At 62.3% G+C, this 17,235-nt stretch carries 13 protein-coding genes and 1 pseudogene; 7 read left to right on the top strand and 7 right to left on the bottom strand.

Annotation, left to right across the window (positions count from 1 at the left end; translation table 11 throughout):
• Positions 1–106: 106 nt before the first annotated feature.
• Positions 107–1,060 carry a GlxA family transcriptional regulator gene (locus P0D68_RS01675; RefSeq protein ID WP_091807207.1) on the bottom strand — a complete coding sequence of 318 codons (954 nt, stop codon included), beginning with the start codon at positions 1,058–1,060 and terminating at the stop codon, positions 107–109.
• A 358-nt stretch (positions 1,061–1,418) separates the two neighbouring features.
• Here P0D68_RS01675 and P0D68_RS01680 point away from each other — a divergent pair, with 358 nt between their 5' ends.
• From P0D68_RS01680 to P0D68_RS01700, 5 genes are all read left to right on the top strand, one after another.
• Positions 1,419–2,375, top strand: a complete 957-nt coding sequence (locus P0D68_RS01680) for a choline ABC transporter substrate-binding protein (protein WP_091807205.1) — start codon at positions 1,419–1,421, stop codon at positions 2,373–2,375.
• A 41-nt stretch (positions 2,376–2,416) separates the two neighbouring features.
• Positions 2,417–3,346: a 3-dehydrocarnitine:acetyl-CoA trimethylamine transferase CdhC gene (gene cdhC / locus P0D68_RS01685; RefSeq protein ID WP_408295869.1), complete on the top strand. Its 930-nt coding sequence runs from the start codon at positions 2,417–2,419 to the stop codon at positions 3,344–3,346.
• 76 nt (positions 3,347–3,422) lie between these two features.
• Positions 3,423–4,388: an L-carnitine dehydrogenase gene (locus tag P0D68_RS01690; protein WP_408182916.1), complete on the top strand. Its 966-nt coding sequence runs from the start codon at positions 3,423–3,425 to the stop codon at positions 4,386–4,388.
• 95 nt (positions 4,389–4,483) lie between these two features.
• Entirely contained in the window at positions 4,484–4,993 is a 510-nt protein-coding gene (locus P0D68_RS01695; RefSeq protein WP_408295872.1) for a thioesterase family protein, read from the top strand.
• Positions 4,986–5,951: an alpha/beta hydrolase gene (locus tag P0D68_RS01700; RefSeq protein ID WP_408295875.1), complete on the top strand. Its 966-nt coding sequence runs from the start codon at positions 4,986–4,988 to the stop codon at positions 5,949–5,951. The genes P0D68_RS01695 and P0D68_RS01700 overlap by 8 nt, the downstream gene beginning before the upstream one ends.
• On the opposite strand, the gene P0D68_RS01705 is transcribed toward P0D68_RS01700, so the two are convergent.
• From P0D68_RS01705 to P0D68_RS01715, 3 genes are all read right to left on the bottom strand, one after another.
• Entirely contained in the window at positions 5,942–7,378 is a 1,437-nt protein-coding gene (locus P0D68_RS01705; protein WP_408182922.1) for a sensor histidine kinase, read from the bottom strand. The genes P0D68_RS01700 and P0D68_RS01705 overlap by 10 nt on opposite strands.
• 23 nt (positions 7,379–7,401) lie before the next feature.
• A complete protein-coding gene (locus P0D68_RS01710; RefSeq protein WP_408182924.1) occupies positions 7,402–8,364 on the bottom strand; it encodes a response regulator in 963 nt (320 codons plus the stop codon).
• A gap of 331 nt (positions 8,365–8,695) precedes the next feature.
• The gene (locus P0D68_RS01715) at positions 8,696–9,370 is read right to left on the bottom strand and encodes an HAD family hydrolase (RefSeq protein ID WP_091807190.1); all 675 of its coding nucleotides are present in this window, start codon (positions 9,368–9,370) and stop codon (positions 8,696–8,698) included.
• Positions 9,371–9,449: 79 nt separating this feature from the next.
• On the opposite strand from P0D68_RS01715, the pseudogene P0D68_RS01720 reads away from it, so the two are divergent.
• Together P0D68_RS01720 and P0D68_RS01725 are read left to right on the top strand one after the other, a co-directional pair.
• A pseudogene (locus P0D68_RS01720) lies at positions 9,450–9,719 on the top strand (MerR family transcriptional regulator); the annotation flags it as partial.
• Between the two features lie 127 nt (positions 9,720–9,846).
• Entirely contained in the window at positions 9,847–10,638 is a 792-nt protein-coding gene (locus P0D68_RS01725; RefSeq protein ID WP_408295880.1) for a hypothetical protein, read from the top strand.
• 196 nt (positions 10,639–10,834) lie between these two features.
• Here P0D68_RS01725 and P0D68_RS01730 read toward each other — a convergent pair whose 3' ends face one another.
• The 3 genes from P0D68_RS01730 to P0D68_RS01740 form a co-directional block, all read right to left on the bottom strand.
• Positions 10,835–13,117, bottom strand: coding sequence for a hypothetical protein (locus tag P0D68_RS01730; protein ID WP_408467978.1), 2,283 nt, complete (start codon positions 13,115–13,117; stop codon positions 10,835–10,837).
• A 1,211-nt stretch (positions 13,118–14,328) separates the two neighbouring features.
• Positions 14,329–15,069 (bottom strand): peptide-methionine (S)-S-oxide reductase MsrA, encoded by a 741-nt coding sequence (gene msrA / locus P0D68_RS01735; RefSeq protein ID WP_408299955.1) that lies wholly within the window; start codon positions 15,067–15,069, stop codon positions 14,329–14,331.
• Between the two features lie 53 nt (positions 15,070–15,122).
• Positions 15,123–16,991, bottom strand: coding sequence for a cytochrome c biogenesis protein DipZ (locus tag P0D68_RS01740; protein WP_408299957.1), 1,869 nt, complete (start codon positions 16,989–16,991; stop codon positions 15,123–15,125).
• Between the last annotated feature and the right edge of the window lie 244 nt (positions 16,992–17,235).

The following is a 17,235-nucleotide window of genomic DNA, read 5'->3' on the forward strand; positions in this document are numbered from 1 at the left end:
TTGCGTCGAGGGCACAAGATTTAACCTCTCCGACGGCGGCAATTCGCCGGCCTTTGTACCGCCTGTCCCCTGTCCCCACTCGCCTCGCGTTGGCGCTTCAGCGCCTTTACGCCGGCCCCATGGAAGGCTGCCGGTCGCTTCTCGGGCTCGCGCCGAAGCGCGCGCGATACGTCCGCGAAAAATGCGAGGGCGACTCGAATCCGCATGCCACGCAAATCGAAGTAATCGACATGTCGGTCTGTTGCAGTAACTCGCGCGCACGCGCAAGGCGCAACTGCAGATAGAAATGCGTCGGCGTGTCTTTCAGCGAGGCGCAAAAGAGCCGCTCGAGTTGACGCCGCGTCACGCCGATCTCCTGCGCGAGCCGATCCGGGGCGAGCGGCTCTTCCATATGCTGTTCCATCACGCCGATCACCTGAATCAGCTTGCGGTTGTGTACGCCGTAACGCGCGGCGATCTCCATGCGCTGATGATCCGAGCGCTGGCGGATCCGGCTCACCACGAATTGCTCCGACACCGCCGAGGCCAGCGCGGCGCCATGCTCGCGGCCGATCAGGTCGAGCATCATGTCGATCGATGCGGTGCCGCCCGCGCACGTAATGCGCCGCGCGCCGATTTCGAACAGCTCCTGACTCGCGTCCAGCGACGGATAACGCTCGCGAAACGCCGACAGCGCTTCCCAGTGCACGGTCACGTTGTCCGCACTGCCCAGCAGGCCGGCTTCCGCGAGCACGAAACTGCCGGTGTCGATACCACCGAGCGTTGCCCCCGCGCGGTCCAGGCGCTTCAGACAATCCCCCAGCGCACGCGTATAGCAGGCAAGAGGCTCGAAGCCCGCGACGACGAAGAGCGTTTGCGCCGCGGCCACGTCGCCGATGGCCGCATCGGCGTTGATCGAAATGCCGTTGCTGGCGGCCACCGGCGCGCCGTCGACACTCAGAATGCGCCAGCGGTACAGATCGCCCTGAAAGCGATTGGCCACCCTCAACGGTTCCACCGCCGACATGAAGCCGATCGCCGAAAAGCCCGGCAACAAGAGGAACGACATATCTTCGGGCATCGTGCAAACACTCGATCAGGAGAGACGAAAACGCGGGCGGACGCGGGCTTGCGGCGAGCCTAGCAAGCAGCACGCAAGTGGGCAAGGCGCGTCAAAAATCCCGCCGCGGCGCTGTTGCACCCGCTGTTGCACTGCAAGACGAAGCGCCGCTGGTTTTCCCTCATAGTCGCGTGGAAGCAAGAACCGGTCGCTGGCGGTCGCTTTGTGCGGAATATGGGGCATTAACGTTACGTCATCGTGCAGTTCAGGCATCACACAGGCCGTATCGCATGTCCGGGGGCCGCTTCGCCAGGTTTCATCTGCTCAGGCGCGGCCCGGTTCGAAACACGCTGTTGAACGTGTCAGAAGAGGGAACATCATGAAGTTACGCATCAAAGCCGTGCTTGCCCATTTTGTATGCCTCGCGGCCGCGGCCGTTACCGCGCTACCGGCCTTCGCGCAGGATCCGGCTGCCTGCCGCGCGGTGCATTTTGCCGACATCGGCTGGACCGATATCACTTCGACCACCGCGCTTGCTTCGACCGTGTTCGAAGGGCTCGGCTATCAGCCGGTGACGACCGTCGCCTCGGTGCCCATCTCGTTTGCAGGCCTGAAGAGCAAACAGCTCGACGTGTCGCTCGGCTACTGGTGGCCGGTGCAGGAAAAGGCGATCGCGCCGTTCGTCGATTCGAAATCGATCCAGGTGCTGCAACCGCCCAATCTGACGGGCGCCAAAGCCACGTTCGCCGTGCCGAGCTACGAATACGACGCGGGCCTGAAAACCTTCGCCGACATTGCCAAACACCGTGAGCAGCTCGACGGCAAGATCTACGGCATCGAACCCGGCAGCAGCGCGAATGCGGCGATCCAGAAAATGATCGCCAACAATCAGTTCGGCCTTGGCGGCTTCAAGCTGATCGAATCGAGCGAAGCGGGCATGCTCGTTTCCGTCGATCGTGCGATCCGCGAGAAAAAGTGGGTGGTCTTTCTCGGCTGGGAACCTCATCCGATGAACATTCAGATCGACATGAAATACCTCACCGGCAGCGACGGCGTGTTCGGTCCCAACGACGGCGAAGCACGCGTTTATACGCTGACGTCCCCCGACTTTCTGACGCGTTGCCCGAACGCGGGCAAGCTCGTGAGCAATCTGCGCTTTTCGACGCAGCTCGAAAACGTGGTCATGCAATCGGTCATGAACAAGGAAAAACCGGCCGACGCCGCCAAAGCCTATCTGAAGAAAAACCCGCAAGTACTCGACGCATGGCTTGCCGGCGTCAAAACCTACGACGGCAAGGACGGCTTGCCCGCGGTCAAGGCTTATCTGGGTCTTTGATCTCGACACTCGCGCATTTCAATCCACAGGAACTAGCACGCATGAATCATGAAGTCATCGTGACCTGCGCGGTCACCGGCGCAGGCGATACCGTCGGCAAGCATCCGGCCATTCCCGTCACGCCGAAACAGATTGCCGAGGCCGCCATTGAAGCCGCCAAGGCCGGCGCCACCGTCGCACACTGCCACGTGCGCGATCCGAAGACCGGACGCGGCAGCCGCGATCCGCAGCTGTATCGCGAGGTGGTCGACCGCATTCGCTCTTCGGGCACGGACGTGATCATCAACTTGACGGCCGGCATGGGCGGCGATCTGGAGATCGGCCCAGGCGAAGACCCGATGCGCTTTGGCGCGGGCACCGATCTGGTCGGCGGCCTGACGCGCCTCGCGCATGTCGAGGAGTTGCTGCCGGAAATCTGCACGCTCGATTGCGGCACGCTCAATTTCGGCGACGGCGACTACATCTATGTATCCACACCCGCGCAATTGCGAGCCGGCGCGCAGCGCATCCAGGAACTCGGCGTGAAGCCGGAACTGGAGATCTTCGATACGGGCCATTTGTGGTTCGCAAAGCAATTACTCAAGGAAGGCTTGCTCGACGCGCCGCCGCTGTTTCAGATTTGCCTCGGCATTCCCTGGGGCGCGCCCGCCGACACCACGACCATGAAAGCCATGGCCGATAACCTGCCGCCCGGCGCGCAATGGGCCGGCTTCGGCATTGGCCGCATGCAGATGCCGATGGTCGCGCAGGCCATGCTGCTCGGCGGCCACGTGCGCGTCGGCCTCGAAGACAACATCTGGCTCGACAAAGGTGTGCCCGCAACGAATGGCACGCTCGTGCAACGCGCGGTGGAAATCATCGAACGGCTCGGCGCGCGCGCGCTGTCGCCCGCCGAAGGGCGCCGCAAGCTGGGCCTGCCCGCGCGTGGCGAACGCCAATTGGAGCGGCGCGCGGCGGGACAGTACGCGTGATCGTGCGCCACGCGCGTTGCCGGCACGGCGGCGCGTATCGCAATCAGATAACACACAGGCAAAGGAAACGTCAGCAATGGCAGTGATCGTCGATATCAAAACATTCGCGGCAATCGGCGTGGGCGTGATCGGCAGCGGCTGGGTGGCGCGCGCGCTCGCGCACGGGCTCGATGTTCTCGCGTGGGACCCGGCGCCGGGCGCTGAGAAGCAATTGCGCGAGAACATCGCGAACGCCTGGCCGGCGCTGCAGCGCGTGGGATTGGCAGCGGGCGCGTCGCCGGAGCGACTGCGCTTCGTCGACACGATCGAAGCCTGCGTCGGGCAGGCGGACTTCATTCAGGAAAGCGCGCCGGAGCGCGAGGCATTGAAGCTCGCGCTGCATGAACAGATCAGCCGTGCGGCAAAGCCGGATGCGATCATCGCTTCGTCGACGTCGGGTCTTCTGCCGAGCGACTTTTACGCGCGTGCGGTGAACCCGCAGCGTTGCATTGTCGGCCATCCGTTCAATCCGGTGTATCTGTTGCCGCTCGTCGAAGTGGTGGGCGGCGAAAGCACCGCTCCGGAAACCCTCGACGCCGCGCAACAGGTGTATCGTGCTCTTTCGATGCGGCCGCTGCGGGTCCGCAAGGAAGTGCCCGGTTTCATCGCTGACCGCCTGCTCGAAGCGCTGTGGCGCGAGGCCTTGCATCTGGTCAACGAAGGCGTTGCGACCACCGGCGAAATCGACGACGCGATCCGCTTCGGCGCGGGCATCCGCTGGTCGTTCATGGGCACGTTCCTCACCTACACGCTGGCGGGCGGCGATGCGGGCATGCGCCATTTCATGCAGCAGTTCGGACCGGCGCTGGAGCTACCGTGGACTAAACTGGTCGCGCCGAAGCTGACGGATGAACTGATCGACCGGGTCGTGGACGGCACGGCTGAACAGGTCGGCCCGCGGTCGATCAAACAGCTGGAACGTTACCGCGACGATTGCATTACGAGTGTGCTGACGGCGATTGCGGAGGCGAAGGCACGGCATGGCTTGCTGCCGGCCGATTGATGCCTCGAAATGCGAGGCGTGAGCAGCGAGCAGCGAGCAGCACCACGTTCGTCCACAACCGACGCCTTTGATACAAAACACAAAGAGGACTGCCGATGCCGCAACCTGCTGCCCTGCCCTGCTATCGCGATACGGTGCGGGCCGAATGGGTCGATTACAACGGCCATTTGCGCGACGCGTTCTATATGCTGATTTTCAGCTTCGCGACCGACGCGCTGATCGACCTGATCGGTTTGCCGGACGCAGTGCGCAAAGCGCGCCGGCGCTCGATCTACACGCTCGAGGCCCACATCAACTATCTGCATGAGATCAAGGAAGGCGCGCAGGTGCGCGTCGACATGCGGGTGCTCGGCCACGATGCCAAGCGCCTGCATCTCTACCTGGAGATGTTTGCCGGCGACGGCGGCGACCCGGTGGCCGCGGGCGAGCAGATGTTGCTGCATGTCGATACCGGCGGGCCGCGCGCCGCCGCGTTCGATCCGGATGTCGCCGCGCACGTACGCGGGCTGGCCGACGCGCATGCCGCGCTACCACCGGCCAGGTTTGCCGGCCGCGTGATCGGCTTGCCCGCCGCCACGAAACCCAGCGGGATTGAACATGCTTGAGCCAGAGATTGCCGCGTTTATCGAAAGAACCGCCGCGATTTACTCAGGGCATTCGACTTCGCTGACGCCGTCCGAGCAGCGCCAGATTTACGACCGGTACGCGGCGGCGTTCACGCCCGCGCTGCCCGATAACGTCGCGACCCAGGACGCCGCGTTCCAATCCCCCGCGGGCCATTCGATCGCGCTGCGGCTGTACCGCAACCGCGCTGGCCGGCACGAAACGCCGCCTGGCACCGTGCTGTACTTTCACGGCGGAGGCTTCGTACTCGGCTCGCTCGACAGCCATCAGGTCATGACAGCGCGCATCGCCGCGGACACCGGTCTTGACGTGATCGCGGTCGACTACCGGCTCGCGCCCGAACACCGCGCCCCTGCCGCGCACGACGATTGCCTGGAGGTCACGCTCGCCGCTTTGGCAGGACGCTTACCGTTCGATTTACAGTCCGGCGCCACGCTGCAACTGGCCGGCGACAGCGCCGGCGCCACGCTTGCGGCCAGTGTGGCGATGCGCCTGCGCGATGACGGCATTCAAGGCCTGCGCGGCCTTGTGCTGGTCTATCCGATGCTCGGCACCGACCCTCAGCCGCCCGCGCGTGAAACCGAAGCGCATGCGCCCATGCTCAAGCTGGCGGATGTTCACGCATTTCGCGATTTTTATTGGGGCGCACACCCGCCGTACCCCGCGTGGACCATCCCGCTCGACGCGACACGCTTCGACAGCCTGCCGCCGACGCTCGCGATCGGCGTCGAACACGATCCGTTGAGAGATGACGCGCGTGTGTTTGCGGAGCGTATCCATGTAGCCGGTGGAGAAGCGCGGCTGTGGATCGGCGCCGGACTCGTCCACGGATGCTGGCGCGCTATTGAATCCAGCCCAGGCGTGCAGAGCTTGCACGCGGAGGTGTGCCGTTTTCTATGCGCGCATGCGGCACCGGCGTCTTCTGCCGGTCAGCGCTGAGGTTCGCGCGGCGAGCGGCTCGGCGCCTTGCGCAGCGCACGGTCCGCGGGTGTATTCGGCGCCGGCAACCGCACCGTGAAGGTGGTATGCGTGCCGCTTATCGAACTGCACTCGATACTCCCGCCCAGAAGCTCCGTTGCGCGACGGCAGAACGCGAGCCCCATCCCCGCGCCGCTGCCGTGACGTTTGGTCGTGAAAAAAGCGTCGAAGATATAGGGCAGAACGTCGGGCGAAATGCCCGGCCCGGTGTCACGGAATTGCAGCACGCAAAAGTCCTGATCCTGAGCGGCGCTGATCGTGATCTGACCATCGCCGCCCAGGCGGATCGCATGCAACGCGTTTTTCAGCAGGTTGAACAGCACGAAGACCACCACCGTATCCGAACCCGAGAACGCCATGGCGGGATCGATGGGCGTCACCGTGACGCGCGCTCGCTCGCCGCTGTGAAACGGATAACGTTCCAGCGCCGACATCACACATTGCCGCACCGAATGCCGGCTGAAACCGCTACGGTCCAGACGATCGAGCGTGTAGGATGCGAGCGCCATCTCAACCATCGCGCTGGTTCCCGAGACTTCGCGCCGGATTGCCGTCGCCAGCTGGCCGATGCGCTCGGTTTGTCCGGATGGGTCATGGTCATCGTAAATGCCGTGCGTGACCGCCATCCGGTAGCCGTCGAACACGTGAGACCAGACGCTGGCGATCTCGTCGGCGTGCATGCCGATGGTCGCGAGCGGCGTCGATATCTCGTGCGCGATGGTCGCCGCAACGGCATACGGGTGGATCAGGTGATAGCGGACAATGGTGATCGCCAGCAGCGCGAGGCTCAGGCCGATGAACAGGACGCCCGGTGGGTAAAACCCGTAGCCGTAGTTGACCGCGTAATCCACCGCCGCAAACGAGTACAGGCAAAGGCTCGCCAGGCACAGGTCGAGGCGTCTGCGCGCGTGCCCCTCGGCCTTGCGGCGCGCGGCGAGCAGAAGCTGCCCGCTGCGCACGGCCAGCAACACGGTCTGCACGACATGCAACGGATGCAGCGGCCCGGCGACCGGATAGAAGCCGAAGAAGAAGCGCTGATAGCCGGCCACCACTTCGTTGCCGGGAAGCAGTATCGCGAGGACGAAGCACAGGCCGTACGACGCGAGCAGTATTGGCCGCTCACGGCGCTGCGCCACCACCTCCGTGACGAAGTGATAGAACGTGGTGGGTAGAAAGAGAATGAAGAGATAGCCGCACCGGACCAGCATTTCCGCGGTCTGCGGGTTGTCGGTCTGGAACAGTAGTGTCCAGGTGCCTTGCCAGGCGAACGTCGCCGCGCACATCAGGATAAACGGCGTGAATAGCCGCGTCGCCCCCTGCGTGATCAGTACGTACAGGCCGAACACCACGAACATCGCGGACACGAAGGCTGTCGGAATTGCGTACATGTGGCTCAACGTGTCGGCCGAATTTAGCGATTCCGCTCATTCCGCCATTGCGCGAAAGTTACGAGGTTCATGCCCACGTCGGCTGCGTCGATCGGGGACCAGCAGTAGAACACGTCACCCCAGCCCGGCACGGGCTGCGGCGTCAGCGTCCTGAAGTTCATGCCGGAACGGTAGGCCAGATTCGGCCAGAATACCGGCATCACCTCGCGCACCGCCATCTGTTTCAGCAGGTCGGCCGGGCCGTCCTCGTCCGCCACGATTTCGCCCTGTGAGATCCAGTCGTTCTCGGCCCATGCAACGAAAACGCTCGGGTTTCCGGCGCGGTCGAACATCAGAATGGCATCCTGTTCCGGGCGCCAATAGTATTCGACGATGTTATGCGCGGCCACCAGTTCGTCGATGACTTTGCGCGTACGCGGATCGCAGTACGTCATGCCGCTATCGCCCAACGCCAGCCAGCCGCCTTCTGAACAATGCCTGTTTTTTGCATCTTTCAGGAAGTTGGCCAGCCGGTTTGCGGAATCGATATCCGTCTTTCTCAGGTATAAATCGACGATTCCGGCGTTAAAGGCCTTGACCGCGACGGTTTCGTCCGCCACACCGGTCAACAGCACTTTCGCGCAGCGCAGATTGGAGATGGCCGAGAGAAATTCGACGCCGCTCATGCCCGGCATGTCGAAATCCACGACCACCGCCGCCACTTCCGAAAAGCGTGCGCCGCGCGCCAGAATGTCCCGCTCCGCCGAGCTTTCCACGTAGCGCTCGAAACCCGTCTCGCTCACACAGGCCGACGCCGGCGCAAACTCCAGCGAATTTTCGCGGGCATGCTGACGGATGAAGGCGAGCGCGGTTTGAGGCCGCGTAAAAAACAGATTCGTGGTGATATCGGGAAAGAAACGCCGCAGGGCGTCCAGGTAGCCGTCGTTGTCATCCACGAAAACAACCGTTGACGGGTACAGAACAGGTGGTCGGATAAAGTTGTTCATATTTTCACGTGGTTCGTCGCGCCGCCTCCGGAGAATGGCCGCGGCAGGCCAGCCGCCGGAAGACAAGGCGAGTCCGTAAGCCATGTCGCGGCGTGGCGCCCCCAGATTGGAGAGCGGCCGACGCTTCGACCACTGCCTGCACGCCCGCCCCGCACTTTGCCGCTACAGGTTTTCCGTGTGTTCGCATGTGGAACACGCCGGCGTGCCTCTTACCCGCTCATAGGGCGGATTCTCTCATGCTGGTCCGCAAACTTCGTATTCCCCTGAACTATATAGTACCAACGGCAGCGGCGACGCGTGACCGGAAAAATCCGCGCGATGGAGCCGGCCGCTACGGCCGCGACGCGACCTCGTCCAGATGCTCCAGCAGATCGGCGGGGTCGTCGTACACCCGCAGCGCACCGGCGCGTTCGAGTTCCTCCGTGCCGTATCCGCCCGACAACAGGCCCACGCCCAGAGCGCGGCAGCGCCGCGCCGCGAGCATGTCCCAGATGCTGTCCCCGACCACCACCGTGTTTTCGACCGGCACGCCGAGCCGCTCAGCCGCGGCGATGAACAGATCCGGATCCGGTTTTGCATATTTGACGTCGTCGCGCGTAACGACCACCGCCTTCGCGGGATCGACACCCAGCGCCTCCAGATTGAGCGCCGCCGTCTCCATGCGGCCACTGGTCGCCACGGCCCACGGCGTTCCGGCTTGCGTGAGCGCGTCGAGCAACGCCCGCGCGCCCGGCAGCGGGCACACCTGCGCCCGCAGTCGCTGATAGGCGGCGGCGTGCGCACGACGCAGGCTCTCTACCCGTTCTGCACTGATTTCGCCGTGGGTTTCCCGCAGAAGCTGATGGGTGAAGAGGCCGCCGCTCATGCCGATCTTGCGGTGAATCCGCCATACCGACAAAGGAATCCCTTCGCTGTCGAGCGCTTCTTTCCACGCCAGAACATGCTGATAGACGCTGTCGACCAGCGTTCCGTCGAGATCGAAGAGGAAAGACGTCTGGATTCGCATGGTGAGCTCCTGTTGGTGACCACGGCCACCAATATGCCATGCCCCGGTTTGGCAGGTCGCAAGAATCCGCGCCTGAAACGGCAAGCGCGCAATGGAATGGCCGCAACTCATAGCCGAGGTGCGCGATGCGATCGACGCGGGCGTCGGGCCACGGTCATCGCAAGCACGCGAACTGGCGCTTCGCTGGCTCGAACTCTTCAGGAGCTACGCGGGCGATGATCCGCGCACCCAGGCGAGGTTTCGGCATGCGCTGCAAACGGAGCCGGCACTAATGGCCGGCACATGGGCGGGCGAGTCTCTGCTTGCGTTCATCCGCGAGCCAATGGCGAACGTCGCGCAGCCGCTTTGATACTGCGTGCCGGCTTCCGGCCGGTATTGGCCGACCGGGAGATTCGGTGCTTCACACTGAAGCGATCCATCAGCGAGGCCATTTCATGTTCATGCTAGCCTCGCGACTTCTGCTCACAGGACGTTGCATGAACACACTTCGATTGCGCCTTCATGGCCCGAGCAGGCAGCGCACGATTGCAATGCTTGCCGCCCTACTGACGATTTCGATAAGCATCAATCACTCCGCCTGCGCGCAGACTGTAGACATGACCCGGGTTGCGTATTCCGGCACCGTCGGCGAAGCGAAGGTCGGCATGACGCTCGCTCTGCATGGAAAAGATCTCGGCGAAGGACATTACTTCTACTACCGCTACCTGAAGGACATTGCGCTGACCGGTCAGCAATCCGGCGGCACGCTGACGTTACAGGAAGCGAACGGCACGTTCACGCTGCATTTTGTGGGCAATGGTTCGAACGGCGGCCAGCCGCTTGATTTTCCCAATAGCGTGGGCCTTGCCGGCACCTGGACTGGCGGCGGAAAGACTCTGCCGGTCAAGCTCGCCCTAGAAAGTATGTCATCCGCGAACACGAATGCGGGTCGCCAGTACGGCATGATCACCGACGAATCGGACCATGCATTCGAGGCGCGCGCTCAAGGTTTCTATTTCGCCGCGCTGAAGGGTGATCCGAAGCAGGCCGCGCGTTTCGTTCACTTTCCGCTGAGGGTGAATTGGGGCACAGCACACCACGAGATGATCGGTTCGGCGAATCAGCTCGCCGCCAGTTGGCATCGCATATTCACGCCCAAGTATCTTGCGGCGTTACGCGACGCGGCTCCGCACGATATGCCGGTGATCAAAGGCCAGTACGCAATGCTCGGGGCCGGGCTTGCGTTCTTTACAGATAAGGGTGTCGAGGTTCTGAACGCGGAGCAGTAAGCGCCGCTCGCGTAGTGGGATGGAGTACTGCGAGTGTGATCGGCTTCCGCGAATGCGTCAGCGCTGCACAGGGTGAGGGTTTTCTTGTTCCAAAACGCAATCGACGCGCCGCCATTCACATCAGCGGCGCGTCGATCGTTTTCCGCGCTTATTGGACTGCTAGTCGGACTGCTTGTCCGACTGCTTATCGGGTCATTTACTGACCCGTGTACCCGAGCGGAACAGTCGAGTTGGCCTTGGCAACCGTCGCGTTGCTCGACACGATGTACTGCGGCACCTCGGTGAGCGTCAGCGCGACCTGACCGTTGGTGTAGGCGACCGTGCTGACATTGCCGTAACCATCGATCTTCGTCACGTTGCCCGACGTGCCGGCATTGTCGACCTGGAGCGTATAGCTGGTCGAATAGGTCTGGCTATACGCGCCGTTGCTCGCCGGCCATTGTGCGTTGCTGTGCGTCCACGCCGCCGTCACGACCTTGCCGTTCCCCAGTTGCTGGAACGCATAGGCAAAGACACCTGACGGTGCGCCCTTGATCCGGCCGAGCGTGTTCGTGCCGTCGAGAACCCGCGTCATCGTCGCGAAGGCCATCGCTTCAGGCTTCGGCGACAGGTTCGTCGCACCGAACGCGCCTTGTGCGTCATTCAGATCGAAGAACGAGCCGTAGCCCACTTCGCCCGGGTAGTCAGGACCGTAGAAAAGCGTCGTGACCTGCGCGCCGCCGCCCAGCACGATGATGTGTGCCCGCACGCCGACCGCCGCATGCGCGAACAGCTGGTTCTGCGAAGGAACGTTGGGACCGTAGTTGAGGCCCGGATCGTAGCTCACGCCGGCTTCCGTGAAGAAGAGCTTCATGTTCGGCTTGCCTGCCTGCATGACCGAGCGCAGCTGCGTCATCTGGTTGTCGAGCGCGTTGGCCTGGTTCGCCGGATCCGGATCCGAGTCCTGCAATTCAGGCGGATGCGACGGATACGTACCCGCATTCCAGTAGCCATGCGTTGCGACTGCATCGATGTAATTCCACAGGCCGAGTGCGCCGAACTTCTGCAGATAACCGGTTGTGCAAGTGTCGCAATTCGAGGCGAACGGATTGCCGGTGCCCATCACGACCGCATTCGGGTCGGTCGAATGAATGCCCTGGTAGGCGGCCTTGTACATGGCAACGAAATTCGCGTCACTATCGGCCCAACCGAGGCTCGGCTCCCACGTTACCTGATAGTAGTTCTTCTGCTGATTCGGGTAATTGGCAGCGCGGATCAGGCTGGTGTCGGTGCCGACCTTGCCCATGTAGGTCTGAAACTCAGCCATGTTCGACGGTGCATAGTAGCTGTCGTTGAACTGGCCGGTCTTCGAATCCCATGCCGGCAGGCCATCGAGACGCACGATACGCATCTGATCCGGATTGGCCTTGTAGAACGGATCGAGGTCATTCACGTTCGGCGTGTACGTGTTGGGACCGTTGGGTTCCATTGCCGATACCTGACGGTCGTCGATCGTCCACGAGATACCCAGCGCGTGCAGCGCGGCGATGTTGCCGTTAAAGCCCTGCATGCCGAAGCGGTGCTGATCCTGATGCGCGTACGTCACGGTGCCCAGTGCCGAGCTCAGATTCGGCAACACACCGAACGTGGCGATGCCGACCGGACGGGTACCGCTTCGCGGCAACGTGCCACCGTTCGAACGCAAGGTCGCGGTGAGCGCCGCATAGCCGGACCACGTCGACGTACACGGAATCGTACTGGTTTGCACGCCTGCCTTGACTGCAAAACTTCCTTGCGTCTTGATCGCGCCGGTCGAATCCGCAACGGACCAGACGACGGTGTCCGCGCTCGGGGCGTTCGTCGTAATTGCCAGCTTGAACGATGCGTTGTTCTGGAACACGCGCAGGCCGTCGGTGGTCGGCGTATCGGCGCTGATCACGCCGTTCGCGGTACCGCCGGACGTTTGCGTCGGCGTGCTGCACGACATGGTCGCACTGCTCGGGGTGGGCGTCGGGGTGGGCGTCGGGGTGGGCGTCGGGGTGGGCGTCGGGGTGGGCGTCGGCGTCGGAGTCGGCGTCGGGGTGGCCGTCGGCGTCGGGGTCGGGGCCGGGGTAGGCGTCGGGGTCGGGGTCGGGGTCGGCGTCGGCGTCGGGGTCGGCGTGGGAGTCGGCGTCGGTGTTGCAGCGGCCGCCTTAATCCAGCATGACTTGCCGTAGCCATAGGCCGGGTCGGTCTGCGACACTGCGCCCACATAGCAGCCGACGCCATTGCTGAACGTATGCGGCGCGGTCAACATCACCGACGGCGCGTTGGGCGGAACCGCACCAAACACCACCGAGGCCGTTCCGAGGAAAGAGCAGTTGCCATTCTCCTGGGCGCACAACTTGTATTGCTGTCCCGAGACCGTGATGGTGCTTGCCTGAGCCTGCGCGCTTTCCGCCGCAAACGATGCCAACACTGATGCCGATGCAACGCCCAATAGTTTCAAGTATCTCGTCATTGTCCGTAAGTTCGCTAAAAGCAGGTTTTCCCCGAGGATTCAGCAAGATCGATCAGTCGTCCGCTTTGGCGTTATTGAGTACAGAGAGAGGTGAACCTGAGAACGCGCCGACCGCGTTCATTGCTGATGAAGCTAAAGCTTTGATGTACTGCTATTCGATGGCGGACCTACTCGCCGTGCGCGTAGGCTGACCAGCGCCAAATAGCGGCGCGATCAACATTGCAACCAAAGTCGGCCCAACTTCTATTTATTACGTTATGCTTACTATTCTGTCGAGAAGTAATCCCTCGATAAGCCGCTACCCACTACTACGCATGGATTTTCGACACAGTGGATCGAACGCGACACGCACCAAAATCAAACCGCACGCACCGCTTGCGTGAAAAACTCAAGCGTTTTCCTGAGCGACGTAAAGCGCTACGCCGGTCACCCGACCGGGAAAACGCCACAAGGGGGTCATGCAGGCCGCCGAAGCGACTGGAACATCTGCCGAGGCTCGCGCTGACAGACCGGCGCACCTCATGGTTGACAAACAAAACTCGTACCAACACGCGCAACTTAAAACCTTAGGATGACGAATAATCAACCCAGTTTCTTTTCGTATACCGTTGACTGTCCATTATTGACGTGAACCCGTTGTCTCGGCAGCGATCGAGGTGTGTCCTCGTCTTGCGAGTCGGGTTCGGAACCAAAAAACAATTGATCCGTGCGGGTCTGCCACCTTCGCCTCAATGTCGGCGAGCGACAGCGTGCTGTCGAAATCGAAGTGCGCGCAGCGTTCCACCAGCACGCTTCGCGTACAAAAATCAGTCCGTCGACGCGCGGCAACCACTACCGTAACTGTTACAGGAAAAACGGTGCTCGACCGCATGCCCGGTATTAGTTACAGAACTTTTTGGCAGACGAATTATAAACGTTTCATCCGCGTAACGTGCCGGGGTTCGAGGGCGATAAGTGATAAGAGCAAGAAACCACGAGACGATCCGGGCAGAGATTTTCGAAACGAGGTCGAATGGAAAAACTCCACCTCGCAGCAATGCGTAAAACGTAAATCTTTAATTCGTCAGTTGATTAAAGGCACCGTTCAGCCTCAGCGCTCCACCTGTGCAATTTTTATATTGATAATACAAAAAGGCTCGCGTCCGCCGCGAGCCTCAAGACACAAGAACCAGACGATTACTCGTCAGGCGCTGCATGCAACTGCACGCATGTTATTGCGCCGCCGTAGCTAGCAACACGGGATCGTTGCGATACAGATCCGGGAACATGCGCTTCAGGTCGGCCACTTTCGGCAAATCGTTAATGGCAATGTATGGGTGATTCGGATGCAGCGCGAGGAAGTTCTGGTGATAGCTTTCCGCCGTATAGAAGCCTTTGAAGTCCTCCACACGAGTCACGACCGGCGCAGAAAACACATGAGCGTTGTTCAGTTGTGCGATATACGACTGCGCAATACCGCGCTGCGTGGCATTCACGGGGAAAATCGCCGAGCGATATTGCGTGCCGTGGTCAGGGCCCTGATAGTTCAACTCAGTGGGATTGTGCGCGACCGAGAAGAATATCTGCAGCAATCGCCCATACGTGATCTGCGTTGGATCGTAGGTGATCTGCACCGACTCCGCGTGTCCCGTATCGCCGTCGCTGACGGTTTCGTATTGCGCGGTGGAAGCCGCGCCTCCGCTATAACCGGACGCGACCTGTTTCACGCCACGCACATGTTCGAACACGCCTTGCACGCCCCAGAAACAGCCTCCCGCCAGCACCGCCGTTTCACTATGCGTTGCAACGCCCTTCTCGTCCTGTACGGGAGCCGGGATCTTCGTGGCGGCTTCAGCCGAATGCGCGACGTGCTGCGCGGCCGCAACGCTCAAAGCAACCACGACGAGACCTGCGAGTCGAGTGACGGAGAAACGTTTCCGCGGCGACGCGGTGCGGGTGGATATCGTATGCATGATGGTCATTCCTTTGGATCAGCTTGAAGTTGAGTCAGGCCGCTCGCGTCGGCTTAACCGAATGTGAAGGCAAATGCCTGCACACCCGGATCGAGAAACTCGATCGAGAACGTGTGGTCCTCGACCTGGCCGGTTTGCCGCACCAGTTGATAGAGACGTTGCCCGGTCACGATGCCGCTGCCGTCGGCGGCGACATCGGTGCCGTGCGAGGCGCGAGGCGCGGCACCGTCGACACTTACACGAAACCGCACTGGCTTGCCGTCCTTACCCGGCCCGAGCACCAGATGAAGGTCGCGCGCATGAAAGCGATACACGATGCGTCCTGACGCGGCGACGAGCGTGGCTTGCTCCGCACCCACGTCCCATGAACCGGCGAGCCCCCAGTCATTCACGGCTGGTTGCGACGGCGCTGCATATGTGTGCGCCTTGTCCTCGACCTCCCCGCCCGGCGACGCGAAGTTCTCCGCGCGCTGATAACCGACATAGGTTTCCGGCGATTGCATATCGGCGTTGTCGGCAGCGGCTTGCACGCCTTGTGCGCCGGCGCTCGCAATACCGATTGCGATATTCGACGCATTCGCGTGGCCCGCTTCGGCCAGCAGTTGCTGGATCACCTTTTCCGATTCCGCGTAATCGCCTTCGCCGAAGTGGTGATAGCGAATCTGCCCTTTCGCATCGACGAAATAGTGCGCGGGCCAGTACTGATTATTCAGCGCGCGCCAGATCGCATAGTTGTTGTCGATCGCAACGGGGTAGTCGACCCCCAGGTCATGCGTGGCCTTCTTCACGTTGTCGATATTACGCTCGAAGGCGAATTCCGGCGCATGCACACCGATCACGACGAGCCCCTGATCCTTGTACTTCTGCGCCCACGCTTTGACATACGGCAGCGAACGCAGGCAGTTGATACACGAGTATGTCCAGAAATCGATCAGCACGACCTTGCCGCGCAAGTCCTGCAGCGTAAGCGGCGGCGAATTGAGCCATTGGACCGCGCCGTTCAGCGGAGGCAGCACACCCTCGACCGGCAGCGGCGCAGAAGCGGCGGCGGTGCGCATCATCGCCCCGCCCGACATCGCGGCGGAGACCGGTTCGACCACCGCGCCGCCTTGCGTCGCCGGGTTGGCGCTCCTCATCGCGCCGCCGGCGGAGACCTCCGCCGGATTCCCGGCAACCGGCGACTTGCCCGGCGCCGCGTTGGGTGAAAGCGTGTCGACGAGCTTCTGTTCGAGACCGCCGGTGGCGACCGTCGAAACGCGAGCGAGTACGCCGGTGTCGAATCCGAGCGCGATCGCGGCAACACCGAACAACATCGCAGCACCAATTCCGCGGCGGACCCATTCGCCCGCGCCCAATGACCGTTTCATCGCCGTGAACACCTTGCCGCCGATCAGGAGCGCCACCGCCAGCGACGTCGCCGCGCCCGCCGCATAAGCCGCCAGCAGCAACGTAGTACCCACGCTCGCGCCGCGCAGTGCCGCGCCAGTCAGCACGAGGCCGAGAATCGGCCCGGCGCACGGCGCCCAGAGCAGACCGGTGGCAATGCCGAGCAGAAACGACGACCCCGCGCGGACCTGGTGGCCATCCGCCTGCGCGAAATCGGACAGACGATTGCCGGCGCTGACGAGCGGCCGCATCAAATGATCGGCGAAGCGCGGGAACAGCAACGTCAGCCCGAAGATCGCCAGCAGCGCGATAGCCAGCCAGCGGCCATACTGGTTGGCCTGCGTGACCCAGCCACCGCCCACCGCCGCAAGCGTCGCGACGAGCGCGAACGTGAGCGCCATGCCGGCGAGCAAGGGCAAGCCGCTGCGCACGAACGGCTGATCGGCGCGCGCGAAAACAAACGGCAGCACAGGCAGAATGCATGGGCTGAGAATGGTGAGGGCGCCGCCAAGATAGGCGAGAACGATGAGTAGCATGTCAGTTCCGAACGTTCGTGTAGACGGTTACAGTGGGCACGCGGGCTCGGGCGTCAGCCGGCGTACAGTTCATTCAGGGCCTGGTATTGCGGAAAGTGCCCACATGCTAGAGCGCCACCGATGTCGAAGTCCTCACGAAAAGTTAAATTAAATGTGATAACTCGCAGGCCGGAAATTTTGCACAATGGCGCAATGGCTGCCTTTCCCGGCGGCCGTGCCCGGCCCTGCTGCTCAACCGCGCCCT

The sequence above is a fragment of the Paraburkholderia sp. RL17-380-BIE-A genome, from assembly GCF_046028085.1.
Classification (GTDB): Bacteria; Pseudomonadota; Gammaproteobacteria; order Burkholderiales; family Burkholderiaceae; genus Paraburkholderia.